This window comes from Clostridium sp. (genome assembly GCF_016650095.1).
Lineage (GTDB): Bacteria > Bacillota > Clostridia > Clostridiales > Clostridiaceae > Clostridium_AD.
The window spans coordinates 1-17,383 of the sequence record NZ_JAENWL010000026.1 but is presented as its reverse complement, the minus strand read 5'-3'; the positions used below and the strand labels follow the sequence as shown (position 1 = coordinate 17,383).

17 protein-coding genes, 1 pseudogene and 1 other annotated feature are annotated in these 17,383 nt (G+C 30.7%); of the genes and pseudogenes, 3 read left to right on the top strand and 15 right to left on the bottom strand.

Translation table 11 applies throughout. The features are described from left to right. Positions 1-12 precede the first annotated feature (12 nt). The 15 genes from JJE11_RS03235 to JJE11_RS03165 form a co-directional block, all read right to left on the bottom strand. Positions 13-678: an O-methyltransferase gene (locus tag JJE11_RS03235; RefSeq protein WP_291632815.1), complete on the bottom strand. Its 666-nt coding sequence runs from the start codon at positions 676-678 to the stop codon at positions 13-15. A gap of 88 nt (positions 679-766) precedes the next feature. Then, positions 767-1,765 carry an endolytic transglycosylase MltG gene (mltG, locus tag JJE11_RS03230; RefSeq protein ID WP_291632814.1) on the bottom strand — a complete coding sequence of 333 codons (999 nt, stop codon included), beginning with the start codon at positions 1,763-1,765 and terminating at the stop codon, positions 767-769. Positions 1,766-1,786: 21 nt separating this feature from the next. After that, positions 1,787-3,610 (bottom strand): translational GTPase TypA, encoded by a 1,824-nt coding sequence (gene typA, locus JJE11_RS03225; RefSeq protein ID WP_291632813.1) that lies wholly within the window; start codon positions 3,608-3,610, stop codon positions 1,787-1,789. 170 nt (positions 3,611-3,780) lie between these two features. After that, positions 3,781-4,233, bottom strand: coding sequence for a Fur family transcriptional regulator (locus JJE11_RS03220; RefSeq protein WP_291632812.1), 453 nt, complete (start codon positions 4,231-4,233; stop codon positions 3,781-3,783). Positions 4,234-4,416: 183 nt separating this feature from the next. Beyond that, positions 4,417-4,674, bottom strand: a complete 258-nt coding sequence (locus JJE11_RS03215; RefSeq protein WP_291632811.1) for a DUF1292 domain-containing protein — start codon at positions 4,672-4,674, stop codon at positions 4,417-4,419. Positions 4,675-4,749: 75 nt separating this feature from the next. Then, on the bottom strand, positions 4,750-5,169 hold the full coding sequence (gene ruvX / locus JJE11_RS03210) for a Holliday junction resolvase RuvX (protein ID WP_291632810.1): 420 nt from the start codon (positions 5,167-5,169) through the stop codon (positions 4,750-4,752). Positions 5,170-5,237: 68 nt separating this feature from the next. Then, on the bottom strand, positions 5,238-5,495 hold the full coding sequence (locus JJE11_RS03205; protein ID WP_125004709.1) for an IreB family regulatory phosphoprotein: 258 nt from the start codon (positions 5,493-5,495) through the stop codon (positions 5,238-5,240). Between the two features lie 182 nt (positions 5,496-5,677). Next, the gene (alaS, locus tag JJE11_RS03200) at positions 5,678-8,323 is read right to left on the bottom strand and encodes an alanine--tRNA ligase (RefSeq protein ID WP_291632809.1); all 2,646 of its coding nucleotides are present in this window, start codon (positions 8,321-8,323) and stop codon (positions 5,678-5,680) included. A gap of 128 nt (positions 8,324-8,451) precedes the next feature. Then, positions 8,452-8,643: a binding site (T-box leader), on the bottom strand. A gap of 141 nt (positions 8,644-8,784) precedes the next feature. Continuing rightward, on the bottom strand, positions 8,785-9,813 hold the full coding sequence (locus JJE11_RS03195; protein WP_291632808.1) for an AI-2E family transporter: 1,029 nt from the start codon (positions 9,811-9,813) through the stop codon (positions 8,785-8,787). Then, entirely contained in the window at positions 9,800-10,306 is a 507-nt protein-coding gene (locus JJE11_RS03190) for a PRC-barrel domain-containing protein (RefSeq protein ID WP_291632807.1), read from the bottom strand. The genes JJE11_RS03195 and JJE11_RS03190 overlap by 14 nt, the downstream gene beginning before the upstream one ends. A gap of 105 nt (positions 10,307-10,411) precedes the next feature. Beyond that, positions 10,412-10,810 carry a Fe-S cluster assembly scaffold protein NifU gene (nifU, locus tag JJE11_RS03185; RefSeq protein ID WP_291632806.1) on the bottom strand — a complete coding sequence of 133 codons (399 nt, stop codon included), beginning with the start codon at positions 10,808-10,810 and terminating at the stop codon, positions 10,412-10,414. Between the two features lie 108 nt (positions 10,811-10,918). Then, entirely contained in the window at positions 10,919-11,995 is a 1,077-nt protein-coding gene (mnmA, locus tag JJE11_RS03180; protein WP_291632805.1) for a tRNA 2-thiouridine(34) synthase MnmA, read from the bottom strand. 10 nt (positions 11,996-12,005) lie between these two features. After that, complete coding sequence (nifU, locus tag JJE11_RS03175; protein WP_291632804.1) at positions 12,006-12,434, bottom strand: Fe-S cluster assembly scaffold protein NifU; 429 nt, start codon at positions 12,432-12,434, stop codon at positions 12,006-12,008. Position 12,435: 1 nt separating this feature from the next. Continuing rightward, positions 12,436-13,620: a cysteine desulfurase NifS gene (nifS, locus tag JJE11_RS03170; protein WP_291632803.1), complete on the bottom strand. Its 1,185-nt coding sequence runs from the start codon at positions 13,618-13,620 to the stop codon at positions 12,436-12,438. Beyond that, positions 13,613-14,053: an RrF2 family transcriptional regulator gene (locus JJE11_RS03165; protein ID WP_291632802.1), complete on the bottom strand. Its 441-nt coding sequence runs from the start codon at positions 14,051-14,053 to the stop codon at positions 13,613-13,615. The genes nifS and JJE11_RS03165 overlap by 8 nt, the downstream gene beginning before the upstream one ends. A 340-nt stretch (positions 14,054-14,393) precedes the next feature. On the opposite strand from JJE11_RS03165, the gene hisS reads away from it, so the two are divergent. From hisS to JJE11_RS03150, 3 genes and pseudogenes are all read left to right on the top strand, one after another. Further along, entirely contained in the window at positions 14,394-15,710 is a 1,317-nt protein-coding gene (hisS, locus tag JJE11_RS03160) for a histidine--tRNA ligase (RefSeq protein WP_291632801.1), read from the top strand. A 191-nt stretch (positions 15,711-15,901) separates the two neighbouring features. Then, the gene (locus JJE11_RS03155) at positions 15,902-17,086 is read left to right on the top strand and encodes a S41 family peptidase (RefSeq protein WP_291632800.1); all 1,185 of its coding nucleotides are present in this window, start codon (positions 15,902-15,904) and stop codon (positions 17,084-17,086) included. 97 nt (positions 17,087-17,183) lie between these two features. Beyond that, positions 17,184-17,383 (top strand): annotated as a pseudogene (locus JJE11_RS03150) (aminotransferase); the annotation flags it as partial.

The window sequence follows — 17,383 nt, the reverse complement described above, 5'->3', positions numbered from 1 at the left end:
TTCTCTGCACTTTTACTTAGTGCCGTTCTCTGCACTTTTTCTTACCGTAACTGATATTCCATCTCCCATTGGTATTACTGAAGTTATAAGGTCCTTATTATTAGATACTAGTTCTAAATAAGTTCTCATACGCTTTATTATAGTGATCTTTCTACGTGTTGCGAGATTTTTTGATGCAACCATTCCTCTAAAAAGAACATTATCAGCAATAAGAACTCCTTCTTTTTTTAAAAGCCTAAGGCAGTGAGGAAGAAAATGATTATAGTGTGCTTTACCCGCATCCATAAAAATCATATCATATTCATTGTCTAGATTTTCTAGAATTTCTAGACAATCTCCTTGTATAATAGTTATTTTATTTTGTAGTCCATATTTTTCTATATTAGCATTTGCAATTTCTATCATTTTTTCATCTCTTTCAATAGTGGTAATTTCGCTTAATCCACCAAGCGTTTGATTCATTAAAATAGCAGAGTATCCTATAGCCGTACCAAGTTCTAAAATCTTTTTAGGTCTATTTACAGTTATCATTAATTCTAAAAACTTAGCAGTTTCCTTTTGAACTATAGGAACTCTATTTTCCAAAGCATAATTCTCTAATTCTTCTAAAATACCAGTATTACTAGGTATCAATTCTCTTAAATATTGTTCCATATAATCATATGTTATCGCACTCATTTTGTTCCTCCAAAAATTCATTAAGGCACATGAATATAAATAACAAGTTAAAACTGCTAATATATTTTCATGTGCCTAACACAGTTAACTAAAATCCTTGTGTTACATCTTTTACTTTTAAGAATTCACTATAGTCATCTGTAAAAAAATGCTTTCCATCTTTATCTAAAACAAAATATAAATAACTTGTTTTAGCAGGAGATAAAGCTGCTTTTATAGAGTCTTTTCCTGGGTTACATATTGGTCCTACAGGAAGTCCTGTCACTATGTAAGTATTATAAGGGGATTTAACTTCTAAATCTTTATTGTATAGTTTATCTTTATGTATACCTAAAGAATATAAAACAGTTGCACAAGATTGCAGTTTCATGTCTTTTTTTAATCTATTATAAAAAACCGAGGCTACTTTACCTCGTTCAATTTTATCACTAGTTTCTCTTTCAATAATTGATGCTAGTATTATTATATTATCCAATTCTTTCATATCTATAGGAGTTTCTTTTTTTATTTCATTTATAGTACTATAAAACTTATCCACCATTAATTTTATTATTGAATTCGCACTCATACCAGCTTTTAGGTTATATGTAGATGGAAAAAGAAAACCTTCCAAATTAAATTTGCGGTTTTCATTTTCATTAATATAAGTAGGTAGCTTGTAAGTTCTACAGCTCTCTATAAATTTCTCACTATTTATTATACTTTTCTCTTGTAACACCTTTGCAATATCTTTTATGTCAAATCCTTCTGGCACCGTTACTTTGATAACATCTTCCTCATTTCCAACAGTTGATAATATAGTTATTAGCTCATCAACTGTAACATCTTTTGGTATCAAGAACTTTCCTATGTGCACATTGGATTTGATTTTATTTTTTTTGATATAAAATTTTATAACACTTGAGTATTTTATATCCTCAGTTTGGTTTAAATCATCTAGTATACTATATAAAGTGTTTCCATTTTTAACGGTAACATGGACATCTTTATTAGTTCTAATAGGATGCTGTATTATTTTCTTATACTGGAAATTCCCAAATAATACGCAAACTATTAAAACCCCAATTAATAGCACCATCTTTTTCATTAAACCACCCCATAATTCAAACTATTTATTTGATTTACTAGTTGCTCTTTTTCTTTCTCCTGAGTCTAATAATCTTTTTCTAATTCTAATGTTTAGAGGAGTAATTTCAACTAGCTCATCATTAGCTACAAATTCTAAACACTGTTCTAGTGACATAGGTCTTAATGGAGTTAGTTTTAGTGAATCATCTGCTCCTGAAGATCTAGTGTTTGTTAACTGTTTCTTTCTACATACATTTACTTCTATGTCTCCAGCTCTTGCACATTCTCCTGCAACCATTCCTGCATATACAGGCATTCCTGCTGGTATGAAAAGAGTTCCTCTTTCTTGAGCATTGTATAATCCGTAAGTTACTGATTCTCCACCTTCAAATACAATTAAAGAACCTCTACTTCTATCTGGAATTTCTCCCTTATACTTAGTGTAACCATCTAGAACGTGATTCATTATACCATTACCTTTAGTATCAGTCATAAGCTCACTTCTAAACCCAATTAAACCTCTTGATGGTACTTTAAATTCTAATCTAGTGTATCCATTTATTGCAGAAGTCATATTAACCATCTCTGCTTTTCTAGGTCCCATTTTTTCCATAACTACGCCCATAAATTCTTCTGGCACGTCAATTGTAAGATGCTCAATTGGCTCTGTTTTATGGCCATTTTCCTCTTTGTATATAACATTTGCTTTCGAAACTTGGAATTCATATCCTTCACGTCTCATAGTTTCAATTAAAACTGAAAGATGAAGTTCTCCTCTTCCACTTACTTCGAAACCATCATCAATTTCTTCTACTTTTAAACTAACATTGGTTTCAAGCTCTTTCATAAGTCTATCTCTTATGTGTCTTGATGTAACATAAGTTCCTTCTTGACCTGCAAAAGGTGAATTATTAACCATAAAATTCATAGTTAGTGTAGGCTCATCAATTTCAATAAATGGAAGTGCCTCTGGTTCATTAACATCAGCTATTGTTTCTCCAATGTTAATGTCTGGAATACCAGAAACTGCTACGATATCACCAAGCATTGCTTCTTCAGTTTCTTCTCTTTTAAGACCATTATATACGAAAAGAGCTGAAACTTTAACATTGTTTATTGTACCATCTTTTCTTATAAGTGCTATTTGTTGATTTCTTTTGATTGATCCTCTTTCAATTTTTCCTATTCCAATTTTTCCAACATACTCATTATAATCAATAGTTGAAATAAGCATTTGAAGTGGCATATCTAAATATCCTTCTGGTGACTGTACATTCTTTACAATAGAATCAAATAATGGTTCCATGTTGTCACTTTCGTCTTCAACATTAAGCTTTGCAAATCCTTCTCTTGCAGAAGCATATACCACTGCAAAGTCCAATTGTTCATCATCTGCTCCAAGTTCAACAAATAGATCAAATACTTCATCAAGTACATCTGTAGGACGAGCATCTTTTCTATCAATCTTATTAATAACTACTATAGGTTTAAGATTTAATTCCAATGCTTTCTTTAAAACAAATTTAGTTTGTGGCATTGGACCTTCATATGCATCAACTACAAGAAGTACACTATCAACCATCTTAAGTACTCGTTCAACCTCTCCGCCAAAATCTGCGTGGCCTGGAGTATCAACTATATTTATTTTAATCCCATTATGCATTACTGCTGTATTCTTAGAAAGAATTGTTATTCCTCTTTCTTTTTCTAAATCATTAGAGTCCATTACTCTCTCTTCTACTCTTTCATTCTCTCTAAAAACATGGCTTTGTTTAAGTAGACAATCCACGAGTGTTGTCTTGCCGTGATCTACGTGCGCAATTATTGCTATATTTCTAACATCATTTCTTGTAAATAAATTCATATTAATCCTCCAATTTTTTTTTCGTAAGTTTTACATTTTACACAAACAAAAATTGGATACGTCTCGAAGTATCCAATTTTCGCATTTACTATACTTATTCTAATGTTATCTTGCAAAAAAGTCAACTAGGTGTATTATTGATTGTTACTAAATGATAAAAAATGTTTAAATTATTTATCTATACACTTATCACAAATACCATAGAACTTCAAACTATGATCTTCAATTTTAAAGTTATATTTTTTTTCAACAATTGATTCTAGTTCCTCAAGTAAATCCCCATGCACCTCTAATACTTTACCACACCGATTACAAATCAGGTGATGGTGTTGGTGGTTCTCATCTTCATGAATAAGTTCATATCTGCTGCAGCCATCATCTAAATCCAGCTTTCGAATTACACACATTTCTTCTAAAAGTTGAACTGTTCTGTAAATTGTAGCAAGGCCTATTTCTGGACAGTCAAATTTAACCAAGTCATATAGTTCTTCTGCAGTAAGATGGCTACCTTCACTCTTAATTATACCATTTAAAATAGCCCTCCTCTGTGGAGTAAGCTTATATCCCTTTTGTTTTAAGGTTTCCTTTAAACTTTCAATGCTCTCTGGTGATAAATTTTGCATATAAATCCCACCTTTTCTACAACTACTATTTGATTTATCAATGTAAATTATACTTACTATAGCTTTAGTGTAATACTTTTCTATGATATTGTCAATTGATAATCATTTAGTTTTGAAGAAATAGGATAATTTATCTAAAATCTACTAAAGTAGATTAATTAAAGACTTTTTTCTGAAATGTAATTAATCCTCGTCAGAAAAAACTAAATCATATGCTTCTGAAACCATTTCAAACTCCTCATCGTCTTCTATTGTAACTAAAATATCCTTACCCTCTGCGTCCTTATCAACTCTCAGTGCAATTGCATCAATATCCTCTTCTCCAGTCGGTGCAACAATAACATATTCCTTATCTTGGATGTCTAATTTAGTTAGTACATCAAATTCTATTTCTTTACCCTCTTCATCGTTTAATAATATAGTTTCAACATTGTTATCCATTTTATTATCTCCTTTCAAATTATGTATTTAATTCCATTTCAATTTCATATTTTATAAATTAAAAATTTATAAAATTTATAAACGAGTGCCAAGACTATCTAAATATCCTTGTAAAATGAAAGTAGCCGCAATTTTGTCTACAATCTTTTTTCGTTTTGATCTAGATAAATCTCCCTCAAGCATTACCCTATTAGCAGCTACTGTAGTTAATCTCTCATCCCACATTTTTACCTCTAAATGTAAGGTTTCTTTTAGCACATCGCAAAACCGCTGAATCTTTTCCCCTTGTGGTCCTATTGTACCATTCATATTTTTAGGAAGTCCAGCGACAAAACTTTCCACATTGTATTCCTTGCATATTTTTGCAATTTCTTCAATATCTAAAATTATGCTTTTTCTTTTAATTGTTGTAATTCCTTGAGCTGTTAATCCTAATGGGTCACATACGGCTACCCCTATTGTTCTGTCTCCAACGTCTAAACCTAATATTCTCATTCACATACTCCTTTAATAATATACTAATTAATCTAGACATTAAAAAATAAAATGCCCACAAGGGCATCTTATTTTTTAATGTCTAGATAAGATTTCAAAACTTCTTCTAAAATTTCATCTCGCTCTAGCTTTCTTACTAACGCTCTTGCTCCATTATAGTTCGTTATATATGTTGGATCACCTGAAATTAAATAGCCTACCATTTGATTTACTGGGTTATATCCCTTTTTTATAAGTGAATTATATACGTCAGTCAAAATAGTTTTTGTCAAATCTTTTTTATCTTTCACAAAATCAAATTGGACTGTATTTTGATTAGTATCCATTCTATACACCCCTTCTCTCATTAAACACTAAACACTTTGAATCCCCAACCATAAATAAATGGGGTTCTTATGTATCAATATAGTGCAGTTCCCCACTTACAATAAGTTCCATAATTACATGCTAACGCTAATCGAATTACTTCTATTAGTTATATTATAAAACAACTTTTACAAAAAGTATACTACTTTACCAATGTTTCAATTATAGAGCATACATTATCTATTGCATCATCTAATTTTTCTGGAAGTTTTCCACCTGCCTGTGCCATGTCAGGTCTTCCACCGCCACCGCCTCCAGCGATTTTAGCAACTTCTTTAATTATTTTTCCACAGTGTATGCCTTTATCTATTGCAGACTTAGATGCCATTGCAACAAATTGTACTTTATCGTCTGATGTGCTTCCTAGTACCACAACACCATCAACAAGTTTATCACGAAGTTTGTCAGCTAAATCTCTTAATGCATCGACATCTATATCTTTTACTGTTCCACAAATCACTTTAACCCCTTTAACCTCTTTAATATTATTTAAAATTTCATCTAAAGAAGAACTAGCTAATTTACCTTTTAATAATATTATTTCCTTTTCCTTGTCTTTTAATTCTGTCAATTGAGTTTGCAATTTATTTATTATGTCTTTTTCTGAACATTTCAATGCACTTCCAATTTCTTTTATTAAATTATTTTTATCTTCTACATATTTTATAGTTCTACTACCTGTTATAGCTTCAATTCTTCTAACTCCTGCTGCTACTCCTGCTTCAGATAAAATTTTAAATAATCCAATTTCCCCTGAGTTTTTCACATGAGTACCGCCACATAATTCCTTACTATACTCTCCTACGGATACTACTCTAACATCTTCTTGATACTTTTCATCAAATAATGCTATAGCTCCACTTTTCTTAGCTTTTTCTATAGTCATAACATTAGTTTCAACCTTATTAACTTGCATAATATTGTTATTTATAATTAGTTCAACTTCAGCAATTTCTTCCTCAGTTAAAGCAGAAAAGTGGGTAAAGTCAAATCTTAATCTACTTTCATTTACATAAGAGCCTGATTGGTGAACATGATCACCTAAAACTCTTTTTAATGCTTCTTGTAGCATGTGAGTTGCTGTATGATTTTTACAAATTTCAGTCCGTCTATCTTCGTCAACCGCAAGAGTTAATAATTCATCTATTTTTACTGTTCCTTCTAGCACCTTAACAAAGTGTACAACTTTACCAGAAGCATTCTTTTGGCAATCGTAAACTTCTGCTTTAAAGTTATTATTAAAGATTATCCCCTTATCTGAAGCTTGCCCTCCCATTTCAGCATAGAAAGGAGTAACTTCTGTTACAATAATACCTTTTGAACCCTTTGAAAGTTCAGAAACAAGTTCCTCGTTACTAATTAAAATTTTAGCCTTAGCTGTAAGCTCCATTTTATCATATCCATCAAATTTTGTTTCAATATTTTTAGGGATTAAATTAAGTACATTATCTCCACTACCCATAAAATTTGACTGTCCTCTAGCAGCTCTTGCTCTTTCTCTCTGACTTTGCATTTCACTATTAAACCCTTCTGAATCAATTCCGAGCCCCGCGTCCTCTAGTATTTCTTCCGTAAGCTCATACGGGAATCCAAATGTATCATATAATTTAAAAGCTTTATCTCCACTCAAAATTTTATCATTATTGTTTTCAAGCTCTTCTATATAAACTTTTAAAATATCCATACCTGAATCTAAAGTTTCTGAGAATCTTTCCTCCTCAAGTTTTATAACCTTCTTAATATAATCTTCTTTTTCTTTTAATTCAGGGTATGCCTTAAATGAATTTTCAATAACAGTGCTGCAAAGTTTATATAAGAAATTATTTTTAATTCCAAGTAATCTACCATGTCTTGCTGCGCGCCTAAGTAGTCTCCTAAGAACATAACCTCTTCCCTCATTAGATGGAAGAACACCATCACTTATCATGAATGTTGTGCTTCTAACATGGTCTGTTATAATCCGGAGTGATATATCCTCATTGCGACTTTGTCCATATTTGACTTTTGAAACTCTTGAAACTTCTTCTAAAATATTTTTTATAGTATCCACTTCAAAAATACTATTTGTACCTTGCATTATGCCAGCTATTCTTTCAAGGCCCATACCTGTATCTATGTTAGGATTTTTTAATTTGTTATAACTACCATGCTCATCCTTGTTAAATTGAGTGAACACTAAGTTCCAAAATTCTATTACTCTATCTTCATTTCCAGCTTTAACAAAGTCTTCAGCAGTTTTTATTTGCCCAAGTTCCACATTTCTATCATAGTGTATTTCAGAACATGGGCCACAAGGACCTTGACCTATTTCCCAGAAGTTATCTTCTTTTCCTAATCTAAAAATCCGTGTCGCATCAATATCTGTATTTTTACTCCATATATCAAAAGCCTCATCATCATCTAAATATATTGTTACATATAAATTTTCTTTTGGTATCTTCAAAACCTCTGTTGAATATTCCCAAGACCATGGAATAACCTCTTTTTTGAAATAATCCCCAAAAGAAAAATTCCCAAGCATTTCAAAAAAAGTCCCATGTCTTGAGGTCTTTCCTACATTCTCTATATCTCCAGTTCTAATACATTTTTGACAAGTAGTTACTCTAACATTAGGTGGCGTTTGTATTCCAGTAAAATATGGTTTAAGTGGTTGCATACCTGCATTTACAAGTAATAAACTAGTATCATTTTTAGGTACTAGCGAAAAACTCTCCATCCTAAGATGATCTTTACCTTCAAAAAATTTCATAAACGATTCTCTAATTTCATTTAGTCCTAAATTTTCCATAATATCTCCTCCGTTATTTATCATAATTTGTATGTAGAATTTAAAATCTTATAATTATCTATTGCGCATACTGGCAAATTATTTATTTGGATGTGCCTAAATTTTAAAAAACCTTCACTCCCCCTAAAACAAGGGACGAAAGTTTTCCGCGTTACCACCCTAATTATATCACTGCATAATTAATAAAAATTAATCGCGTGCAATATCTCTCAAGAAATAAGGTTCAAAGATAGCTTCAATATATCTAGCAAGAAGTTTTCACCTTGCACTTCCTCTCTAAATACTTAAATATACTTACTAATTCTTATCATTACCAGTATTAAATTATATTTATTATAGCATATTTTACCTTCGCACTTCAATATATACAAATTAGAAGAAAAATAAAGTTGTTGTAAATATTTAACGACATTTCAAAAGGTAAGTTCTATAAGTTGTTATATAACATTTATAATTGTTTTTTAAAACAAATAATAGTTTAAGTCCTCGTATACAACTTTAATCACTACTCCGAGTGGAACTGCCAGTATCATACCTAAAATTCCCCCAACCTCTCCACCAATAATTAATAATATTATTACAGTTAATGGATGCATACTTATACTATCTCCGATTATTTTTGGCGACAATATACTACCTTCCAATTGTTGTAGTGCAAATAACCACAATGCTGTATACAATGCTGTTTTTGGAGAGGACAATAATCCTATTAAAATAGCAGGTATTACACCAAATATAGGTCCAAAATAAGGTATTATGTTAAAAACCCCATTTATTAAGGAAAGTATCAAAGGAAAATCAACTTTCATAATTAGTAAAATCAAAAATGTAGCAATGGTTATAATTCCACATAAAATAAGTTGGCTCATAATATACCTACTTAGTACTTTATCAATATCCGCTATGATTTTCTTTATTACATTCCTGCTTTCTGGCGGAAAAGCTATTAATGTCTTATTTATCATATTTTCACTATCGCACAGAAAGTAATAAATAATTAAAGGCGAAACCATGTAAGTTATTATATTTTCACCCATACCCATGATAGACTCAAATATTTTACCTGAAATTACAAGTATTTGAGCATTTGCTTTATGGTATATAGTGTTCATAATACCACTTATTACTTTGTTAGTGTTTAACACTTTTATTTTCATATTTGCATTAGTCAAATAATATTCTAACTCATTTATTGATTTATCTATGTTTAAACCTTCTCTAAATATTGATGGTATTACCACTATAAAAGTTAAAAGTATCAAACCCAATAATCCTACTATTATTAAAGCCGAGGCTGCTTTTTTATTTACACCTTTTTTAATTAAAATCATATATAATGGCTTTAATATATAAGACAAAATGAAGGATATAAACACTAAATTTATTAATTGTTTAATAAGAGGTATCCTTATTGCAATAAAGAATATTACTACAAAAAATATAATACTTAGAATAATCATAACTATCTTCTTTTTATTAATTTTTTTCATTTGCTTTTCCCTCTACAAAGAAGCTATGTGGCATACTTTTAAAAGAATAATCATTGCAGTTTGAAAGGTAAAGAATATTTTCTTCTCCAAGTATTAGTTCATTTATTAGCATTATTCTTTTCCCTCTAATTAAATTTATAATAAATCCAGAAGATACTATAATTCCTTTTATTTCAAATGTATCACATGTAAACGAAATATCTTCAACCATACCATATACATTGCTACATTTATCTATTACATCCATACTAACAAAACTATGCAGACATAGATATTTATTTTTCTCTACTTTTTTAACTACCATATGTTTATTAAAATATATAATATCTTCTTTTAATACACTTACATTTTTATGAAAAAATTTATATGGAGATACTACAAACCCAATTACCTTCCCTTTATTAAAATCTATTAACAAGTCTTTGATAAATCCTATTTTCTTACCTTCCACACTCACAACATTCATAAATATAAAATCTTTACTTTTAAACATCTTATCTCCTATATCATAAAAACTAATTATTTTTTATTTATAGTTATGTTTTCCAATTAGTCTAAGAATTATTACAATAATTAAAGATAAATGCTAAAAAAGTACTTATTTAAAATCATCATTCCAAAGCTGGAGGTTTTGTGACTCTCTATAATTATTTATTGCATTATGTATAGTTTGTTCTGCAAGAACAGAGCAATGCTCTTTTAAAGCCGGCAATCCCTCCAAAGCTTCAATAACTGACTTGTTAGTTAACTTCCATGCATCCTCTGTAGTTTTACCCTTTATAAGTTCCGTAGCAATACTAGAAGAAGCTATTGCAGACCCACAGCCAAAGGCCTTAAACTTAACACTATTTATTATATTGTCCTCAACCTTTATATAAATCTTCATTATATCACCACATTTAGAGTCTCCTGCCTCTCCGATTCCGTTAGCATCGGCTAATATCCCCATGTTTCTTGGGCTATAAAAGTGTTCCATAACCTTATCACTATATATCATAAATACCATCTCCTATAAATACAGAGGACTACCTAGTTTTTTAACTAGATACCCCTCGGCTTAAATTATCCACTAAATTGGCTTTATTTATTTTAACATAATCTGAATTTATAAAACTTCCTCTATTATACCCCCACCAACTACTAAGTTTTCTAAATAGAAAACTACTGATTGACCTTTGGTTATAGCTCTTTGTTTCTCATCAAATACTACTTTTGCCCTGCCATTTTGCATCGGAATTAAAGTAGCTAATTGAGGTCTTGCAGAATATCTAATTTTAGCTGTAACTCTTAAATTTGAGGTCAGCTTATCAAACAGAATGAAGTTTAAATCTTTTGCTACAAGTTCGGTTTTGAAGATATCATCTTCGTCACCTAATACAACTTGATTGGTTAAAGGATTAATATCAGTAACAAAAACAGGCTTTCCTAGAGCGATACCTAACCCTTTTCGTTGTCCTATAGTGTAATACACTATCCCTTTATGTAATCCTAGAACCTTACCCTGTTTATCAACAAAGTTTCCTGGCTTTATATCCTTGCCACTGTACTTTACAATATAAGCCCCATGGTCATTGTCAGGTATAAAACAAATTTCTTGGCTATCTTTTTTTCTAAAAACTTCTAGTCCAATTCTCTCTGCAATATTTCTTATTTCTGGCTTAGAATAATCTCCACAAGGCATCAAAGTGTGACTTAATTGTTCTTGAGTTAAAGTATACAACGCATAAGTTTGATCTTTTTTATCATCATCTGATTTTTTAAGCACATATCTTTCTTCTTGTTTTTCAATTTTAGCATAGTGACCTGTGGCTATATAATCAGCTCCAAGCGCCTGTGCTTTTCTCAAAAATTCTTTAAATTTAATAATCTTATTACAAACAATACATGGATTAGGAGTTCTACCTTCCATATATTCATCTATAAAGTTATCAATAACATTTGTCTTAAACACATCCTTAAAATTCATAACATAAAAGGGTATATCTAGTACATCTGCAACACGCCTTGCATCATTTGCCGCTGAAATAGAACAACATCCACCTTCGTTTTCTTCATAATCAGGATTATCTGCAGAGAGCTTCATCATAATTCCTATAACTTCGTAGCCTTGCTCTTTCAAAAGATATGCAGCTACAGAGCTATCTACTCCACCACTCATTCCTATAACTACTTTTTTTTTCATTTAATATCCCCTATTCTCCGTGTACCTCGGCATGTATATCATCGTGCTGCGTATAATCCCATACTTCAAGTCCAGCTTTACTTCTATAATCATTAATTGCTTTGTGAATAGCTTCTTCAGCAAGGACCGAGCAATGCATTTTTATTGGTGGAAGTCCATCTAAGGCCTCCGCTACAGCTAGATTTGTTAATGTCCATGCATCATCTACTGATTTACCTTTAATAAGTTCTGTCGCCATACTTGATGATGCTATAGCAGATCCACAACCAAACGTTTTAAACTTTGCATCTACTACTATATTATCTTCTACTTTTAAATAAACCTTCATAATGTCTCCACATCTAGCATTACCAACTTCACCTATTCCACTAGCATTTAGAATTTCTCCAACATTCCTTGGGTTAGTAAAATGGTCCATAACTTTTTCACTGTACATCATATTATTTTTCCCCTTTCTTTAAGTAATCATCCCATAATGGTGACATATCTCTTAATCTTTGAATAATCTTTGGTATTGTTTCTAATGCAAAATCTACTTCTGCTTCAGTAGTCGCATCTCCTAGAGACAATCTTAGGGATCCATGAGCTATTTCATGTGGAAGACCTATCGCTAGTAAAACGTGAGATGGATCTAAAGAACCTGATGTACATGCACTTCCACTTGATGCCGCAATGCCAATTGCATCTAACATTAATAATATGGATTCACCTTCTATAAACCTAAAACAAATATTAGCATTACCTGGAAGTCTATTTTCTCCTCTTGGTCCATTTAATCTTGTATAAGGCACTTCTAATAATCCATTCATAAGCTTATCTCTTAAATATACTATTTTTTTAGTCTTTTCTTCAATATTTTGAGTAGCAAGTTCTATAGCTTTACCAATCCCCACTATGCTAGCCACATTTTCAGTACCCGCTCTTTTATTTCTTTCTTGTCCACCACCATGTATTAAATTCTCTATTTTAATACCTTTTCTTACATATAGTGCTCCTATACCCTTAGGTCCATAGAATTTATGACCAGCTAGTGATAATAAATCTATATTCATTTCTTTTACGTCTACTGGAATATTACCTACTGCTTGAACTGCATCTGTATGGAAAAGAATTTTCTTACTTCTACATAATGCTCCTATTTCTTTTATTGGCTCTATTGTTCCAATTTCATTATTAGCAAACATTATCGATACTAAAATAGTTTTGTTTGTAATTGCATTTTCTAAATCTTTAATGTTAATAAGCCCGTATTCATCAACAGGTAAATATGTAATTTCAAATCCATTCTTAGCTAAATATTCGCAAGTATGCAATACTGCATGATGTTCAATAGTTGTTGTTATTATATGATTTCCCTTTTCCTTATGAGCAGAAGCTATTCCCTTTATTGCCCAATTATCCGCTTCTGAACCTCCACCAGTAAAGTAAATTTCATTTTCGCTGGCATTTATAGCTTTTGCTACCTGCATTCTACCAACATCAATAGCTTTTTTAGTTTCTCTTGCTAAAGAATAAATTGAAGAAGGATTCCCAAAATATGTTGTGAAATAAGGAATCATTGCTTCCATTACTTCTGGTTTAGTATAAGTGGTTGCAGCATGGTCCATATAAATTGATTTATTCATTATCTTTCACTCCTTTAATTAATGTCATTTTGTTGTAATCATCTACAATATCTTTTAAAGTTATTGAAGTGGTTACACTATCTATACTATTTTTTATTTTCTTCCATAATAATCTTGTAGCACAACAATCAATATTATTGCATGAGCCCTCTTCTAAACAATTAGAGATTTCAATTGGTCCTTCAAGTACGTTAATAACTTCATAAATAGTTATTTTTTCTGGTGCTCTATTGAGTATATACCCTCCCTGAGCTCCCCTTACACTTTTAATAAGTTCAGCTTTGCGAAGTGAGGAAAACAATTGTTCTAAATAATATTCAGAAATACTTTGTCTTTCTGATATACTTTTTATAGATACAGGTTGTTCTCCATAATTTATCGCTAAATCTACCATGGCTTTAACCCCATATCTTCCCTTAGTAGATAATTTCATTTAATCACTCCTTCAAAGTAGAGTGTTTTACTATACTTTATAAAACCATAATATCAACTCCTAGTAAACTTGTCAACTATAAATAATCCGATTTTACATTATTTTTTCCACCTACGCGCTATATTATCGAATTATTCACTAATAATCTACCTATAAGTCCATAATGCTCAAATTTATACATTAAAATATTCTTTAAATAATTACACTAAATAAATATATATTTGTTATTGAAGAATTTAATTATATATAGTATAATTTAAAGAACGCTTTGGAGGAATATCACCCACGTAGGTAAATCACTTACGTGGGGTTTTTTATATTTTTATAGGAGGTATTAAAAATGAAAAATCAAATCGTAAAACCATCAATTTTACCTGGCTTTATGGAGCTTTTGCCAGCAGATCAAATTCAGTTTAACAAATTAGCAGATACAATAAGGGCAACTTATGAGAGCTTTGGATTTATGCCCATAGATACGCCGGTAATAGAGAAATCTGAAATACTACTGGCAAAAGGTGGGGGAGAAACTGAAAAGCAAATCTATAGATTTACAAAGGGTAGTAATGATTTATCCCTTAGATTTGATTTAACCGTTCCACTAGCAAGGTATGTGGCGCAAAATTATAATTCCTTAACTTTTCCATTTAGAAGATATCAAATTGGTAAGGTGTATAGAGGAGAAAGAAATCAAAAAGGCCGCTTCCGTGAATTTTACCAATGTGATGTTGATATTATCGGAAACAACAATTTAAGTGTTTTAAGCGATGCCGAAATACCTAGTATTATTTATTCACTATTCAACAATCTTGGTTTCCAGGATTTCACCATAAAAATTAATAATAGAAAATTGTTAAATGGATTCTTTGAATCTTTAGAAATCCAAGATAAAGCAGAGGTTTTAAGGGTTATTGATAAAATAGATAAAATTGGAGTTGAAGCAACTACTGAGGAGCTACTTAGTAGTGGAATAAGTAAGGTCGCTATAGAAAAAATACTTGAATTCATTAATATAACAGGAAGCAACCAAGATATTTTACTGTCATTAAAAAATTTAAACATCTCTAATGAAAACTTTAAAATTGGTCTTGAAGAGCTTTCGACAGTTACTAAATATGTAAAATTGTTTGGAGTTCCTGATAATAATATTAAAATAGATTTAAAGATATCCAGAGGGCTTGATTACTACACTGGCACAGTCTATGAAACATTTCTAAATGAATATCCTTCTATCGGTTCGGTGTGTTCTGGTGGACGATATGATAATTTAGCGGAATACTATACAAAACAAAAACTACCAGGAGTAGGAATATCAATTGGACTTACTAGATTATTTTATCAACTAAATGAAGCTGGATTCTTTAAAAATGATGTTAGTCCTTCTATAACAAAAGTACTAGTAATACCCCTAGATAATAATATTGATTACGGGATTTCTCTTGCAAAAAATTTAAGGGATAAGGGAGTAATCACAGAAATATACCTTGAGGACACTAAAATGGTAAAGAAACTAGGGTATGCAAATAAATTAGCTATTCCTTTTGCAATTTTAGTTGGAGAAAAGGAAGCTCAAGATAAAACTGTTACTATAAAAAATATGGTCACTGGTAAGCAAATAACTGTTGATTTCGATGCTACTTATGAAATAGTAAATGTATAAAACAATCTTTAATAAAAGGATTTAAGTAACGAGCATATGAAATTTACAACTTTTCTCGCATAAATTAGCAACAAAAAATAAAGGTATAAATGAACCGTAAATAAGATAATTGTTTACGGTTTTAATGACCACTTTTAGTTTGCGTCATAAAATTCTTTGTGAGACGAGCCCTAAAAAAAGGAGTCTAATTTATGGATTTAATCAGAAACACAAGATGGCTAGAGGATATTAATTTCTTATCATTTGAGCTTCCTCTAAAACATAAAAATTTATTTTTTCTAAAGAATAAAGAAGATTTTTTCAATGAAATTGCCAATTTAAAAATGAATATTGAGGCTTTTAGCGACTATGAAATAAAGCTGGAAATTGCTAAAATTGTTGCTTCCATAAGAGATGCTCACACATCTGTACCTTTACAAATTAATCTCTTACTTCCATTAGAATTGTATTGGTTTTCCGGCGGTATCTACCTAATATCAACCCTCCCACAATATAAGGAAATACTATATTGTAAAATAATAAAAGTAAATAAAATAGATATAGAAGAAGTTATTAAAATCTTGAGTTCCATTATTTCTTACGAAAATGAACCCTATCTTAAATCACAACTCCCTAAGTACTTCCCTGCAATTGAATTACTTTATGATTTGGGAATTTCTAATGATACTAATAGCTTAGAATTAACCTTTGAAGATGAAAACAATAAAATAAAAAATTTAGAAATAGAATCTCTTAATCTAAGAGATTGGAAAAAAAACCTTAGTTTAATTAATAATAATTTAGTACGTAGTAACAATTTACCTCTTTACAGAAGACATAGTGACAAATATTACTGGTTTGAGTATGTAGATTCGTCTAAGACAGTGTACTTTAAATATAATTCTTGTAGGGATATGTTGCCCACAGATGTATTTACCTTTTGTAATCAATTAATTAACTTCATTGAAGCTAATCCAGTAGAGAAACTAATAATTGATTTGCGAAATAACTTTGGTGGTAATTCACTGTTATTAAATCCCTTTGTGGACTATATAAAACATTGCGAGAAAATTAATAAGAAAGGAAAAATTTTTGTTATAGTAGGACGAGCGACTTTTTCTTCGGCCCTATTAAATGCCTTTTCTTTAAAAGAAAATACCTCAGCGATATTTATAGGTGAACCCACTGGTGGAAAACCAAACTGCTATGGTGAGGTAAAGAGATTTACTTTAAAAAACTCAGGACTTACGATTTGCTATTCTACTAAGTATTACAAAATTATTGAAGATGATTCACAACCATCATTTTTGCCAGATGTTAACATAGCGCTCACTATACAAAATTATATTAATAATGAGGATCCTTGCCTAGAATATATAACTAATAATAAAGGCTAATAAAATCATTTTTCCCCATGCTATTGACTTTATTAGTAACCTTTTCCTATGAAAATTAATACTATGTACTGTAAATAACTTTACGAGGAGGAGTATTGTGTCCTTTAAAAGTACTAGTCCAAGCTACAGAAATCTTATACTTGGAGTAAATAAAAAAGTACCTCTTATATCTGGAAAAAGTGTTACTGCAATTAATTTTGATAATGCCGCAACTACACCACCCTTTAAACGTGTTATGGAAGATATCATTAACTTTGCTCCGTGGTATTCCTCCATTCATCGTGGTGAGGGATTTAA

Excerpts from the sequence above, each read along its gene's own strand:
- JJE11_RS03235 (WP_291632815.1), bottom strand. The coding sequence starts at position 678 with ATGAGTGCGATAACATATGATTATATGGAACAATATTTAAGAGAATTG.
- mltG (WP_291632814.1), bottom strand. The coding sequence starts at position 1,765 with ATGAAAAAGATGGTGCTATTAATTGGGGTTTTAATAGTTTGCGTATTA.
- typA (WP_291632813.1), bottom strand. The coding sequence starts at position 3,610 with ATGAATTTATTTACAAGAAATGATGTTAGAAATATAGCAATAATTGCG.
- JJE11_RS03220 (WP_291632812.1), bottom strand. The coding sequence starts at position 4,233 with ATGCAAAATTTATCACCAGAGAGCATTGAAAGTTTAAAGGAAACCTTA.
- JJE11_RS03215 (WP_291632811.1), bottom strand. The coding sequence starts at position 4,674 with ATGGATAACAATGTTGAAACTATATTATTAAACGATGAAGAGGGTAAA.
- ruvX (WP_291632810.1), bottom strand. The coding sequence starts at position 5,169 with ATGAGAATATTAGGTTTAGACGTTGGAGACAGAACAATAGGGGTAGCC.
- JJE11_RS03205 (WP_125004709.1), bottom strand. The coding sequence starts at position 5,495 with ATGGATACTAATCAAAATACAGTCCAATTTGATTTTGTGAAAGATAAA.
- alaS (WP_291632809.1), bottom strand. The coding sequence starts at position 8,323 with ATGGAAAATTTAGGACTAAATGAAATTAGAGAATCGTTTATGAAATTT.
- JJE11_RS03195 (WP_291632808.1), bottom strand. The coding sequence starts at position 9,813 with ATGAAAAAAATTAATAAAAAGAAGATAGTTATGATTATTCTAAGTATT.
- JJE11_RS03190 (WP_291632807.1), bottom strand. The coding sequence starts at position 10,306 with ATGTTTAAAAGTAAAGATTTTATATTTATGAATGTTGTGAGTGTGGAA.
- nifU (WP_291632806.1), bottom strand. The coding sequence starts at position 10,810 with ATGATATATAGTGATAAGGTTATGGAACACTTTTATAGCCCAAGAAAC.
- mnmA (WP_291632805.1), bottom strand. The coding sequence starts at position 11,995 with ATGAAAAAAAAAGTAGTTATAGGAATGAGTGGTGGAGTAGATAGCTCT.
- nifU (WP_291632804.1), bottom strand. The coding sequence starts at position 12,434 with ATGATGTACAGTGAAAAAGTTATGGACCATTTTACTAACCCAAGGAAT.
- nifS (WP_291632803.1), bottom strand. The coding sequence starts at position 13,620 with ATGAATAAATCAATTTATATGGACCATGCTGCAACCACTTATACTAAA.
- JJE11_RS03165 (WP_291632802.1), bottom strand. The coding sequence starts at position 14,053 with ATGAAATTATCTACTAAGGGAAGATATGGGGTTAAAGCCATGGTAGAT.
- hisS (WP_291632801.1), top strand. The coding sequence starts at position 14,394 with ATGAAAAATCAAATCGTAAAACCATCAATTTTACCTGGCTTTATGGAG.
- JJE11_RS03155 (WP_291632800.1), top strand. The coding sequence starts at position 15,902 with ATGGATTTAATCAGAAACACAAGATGGCTAGAGGATATTAATTTCTTA.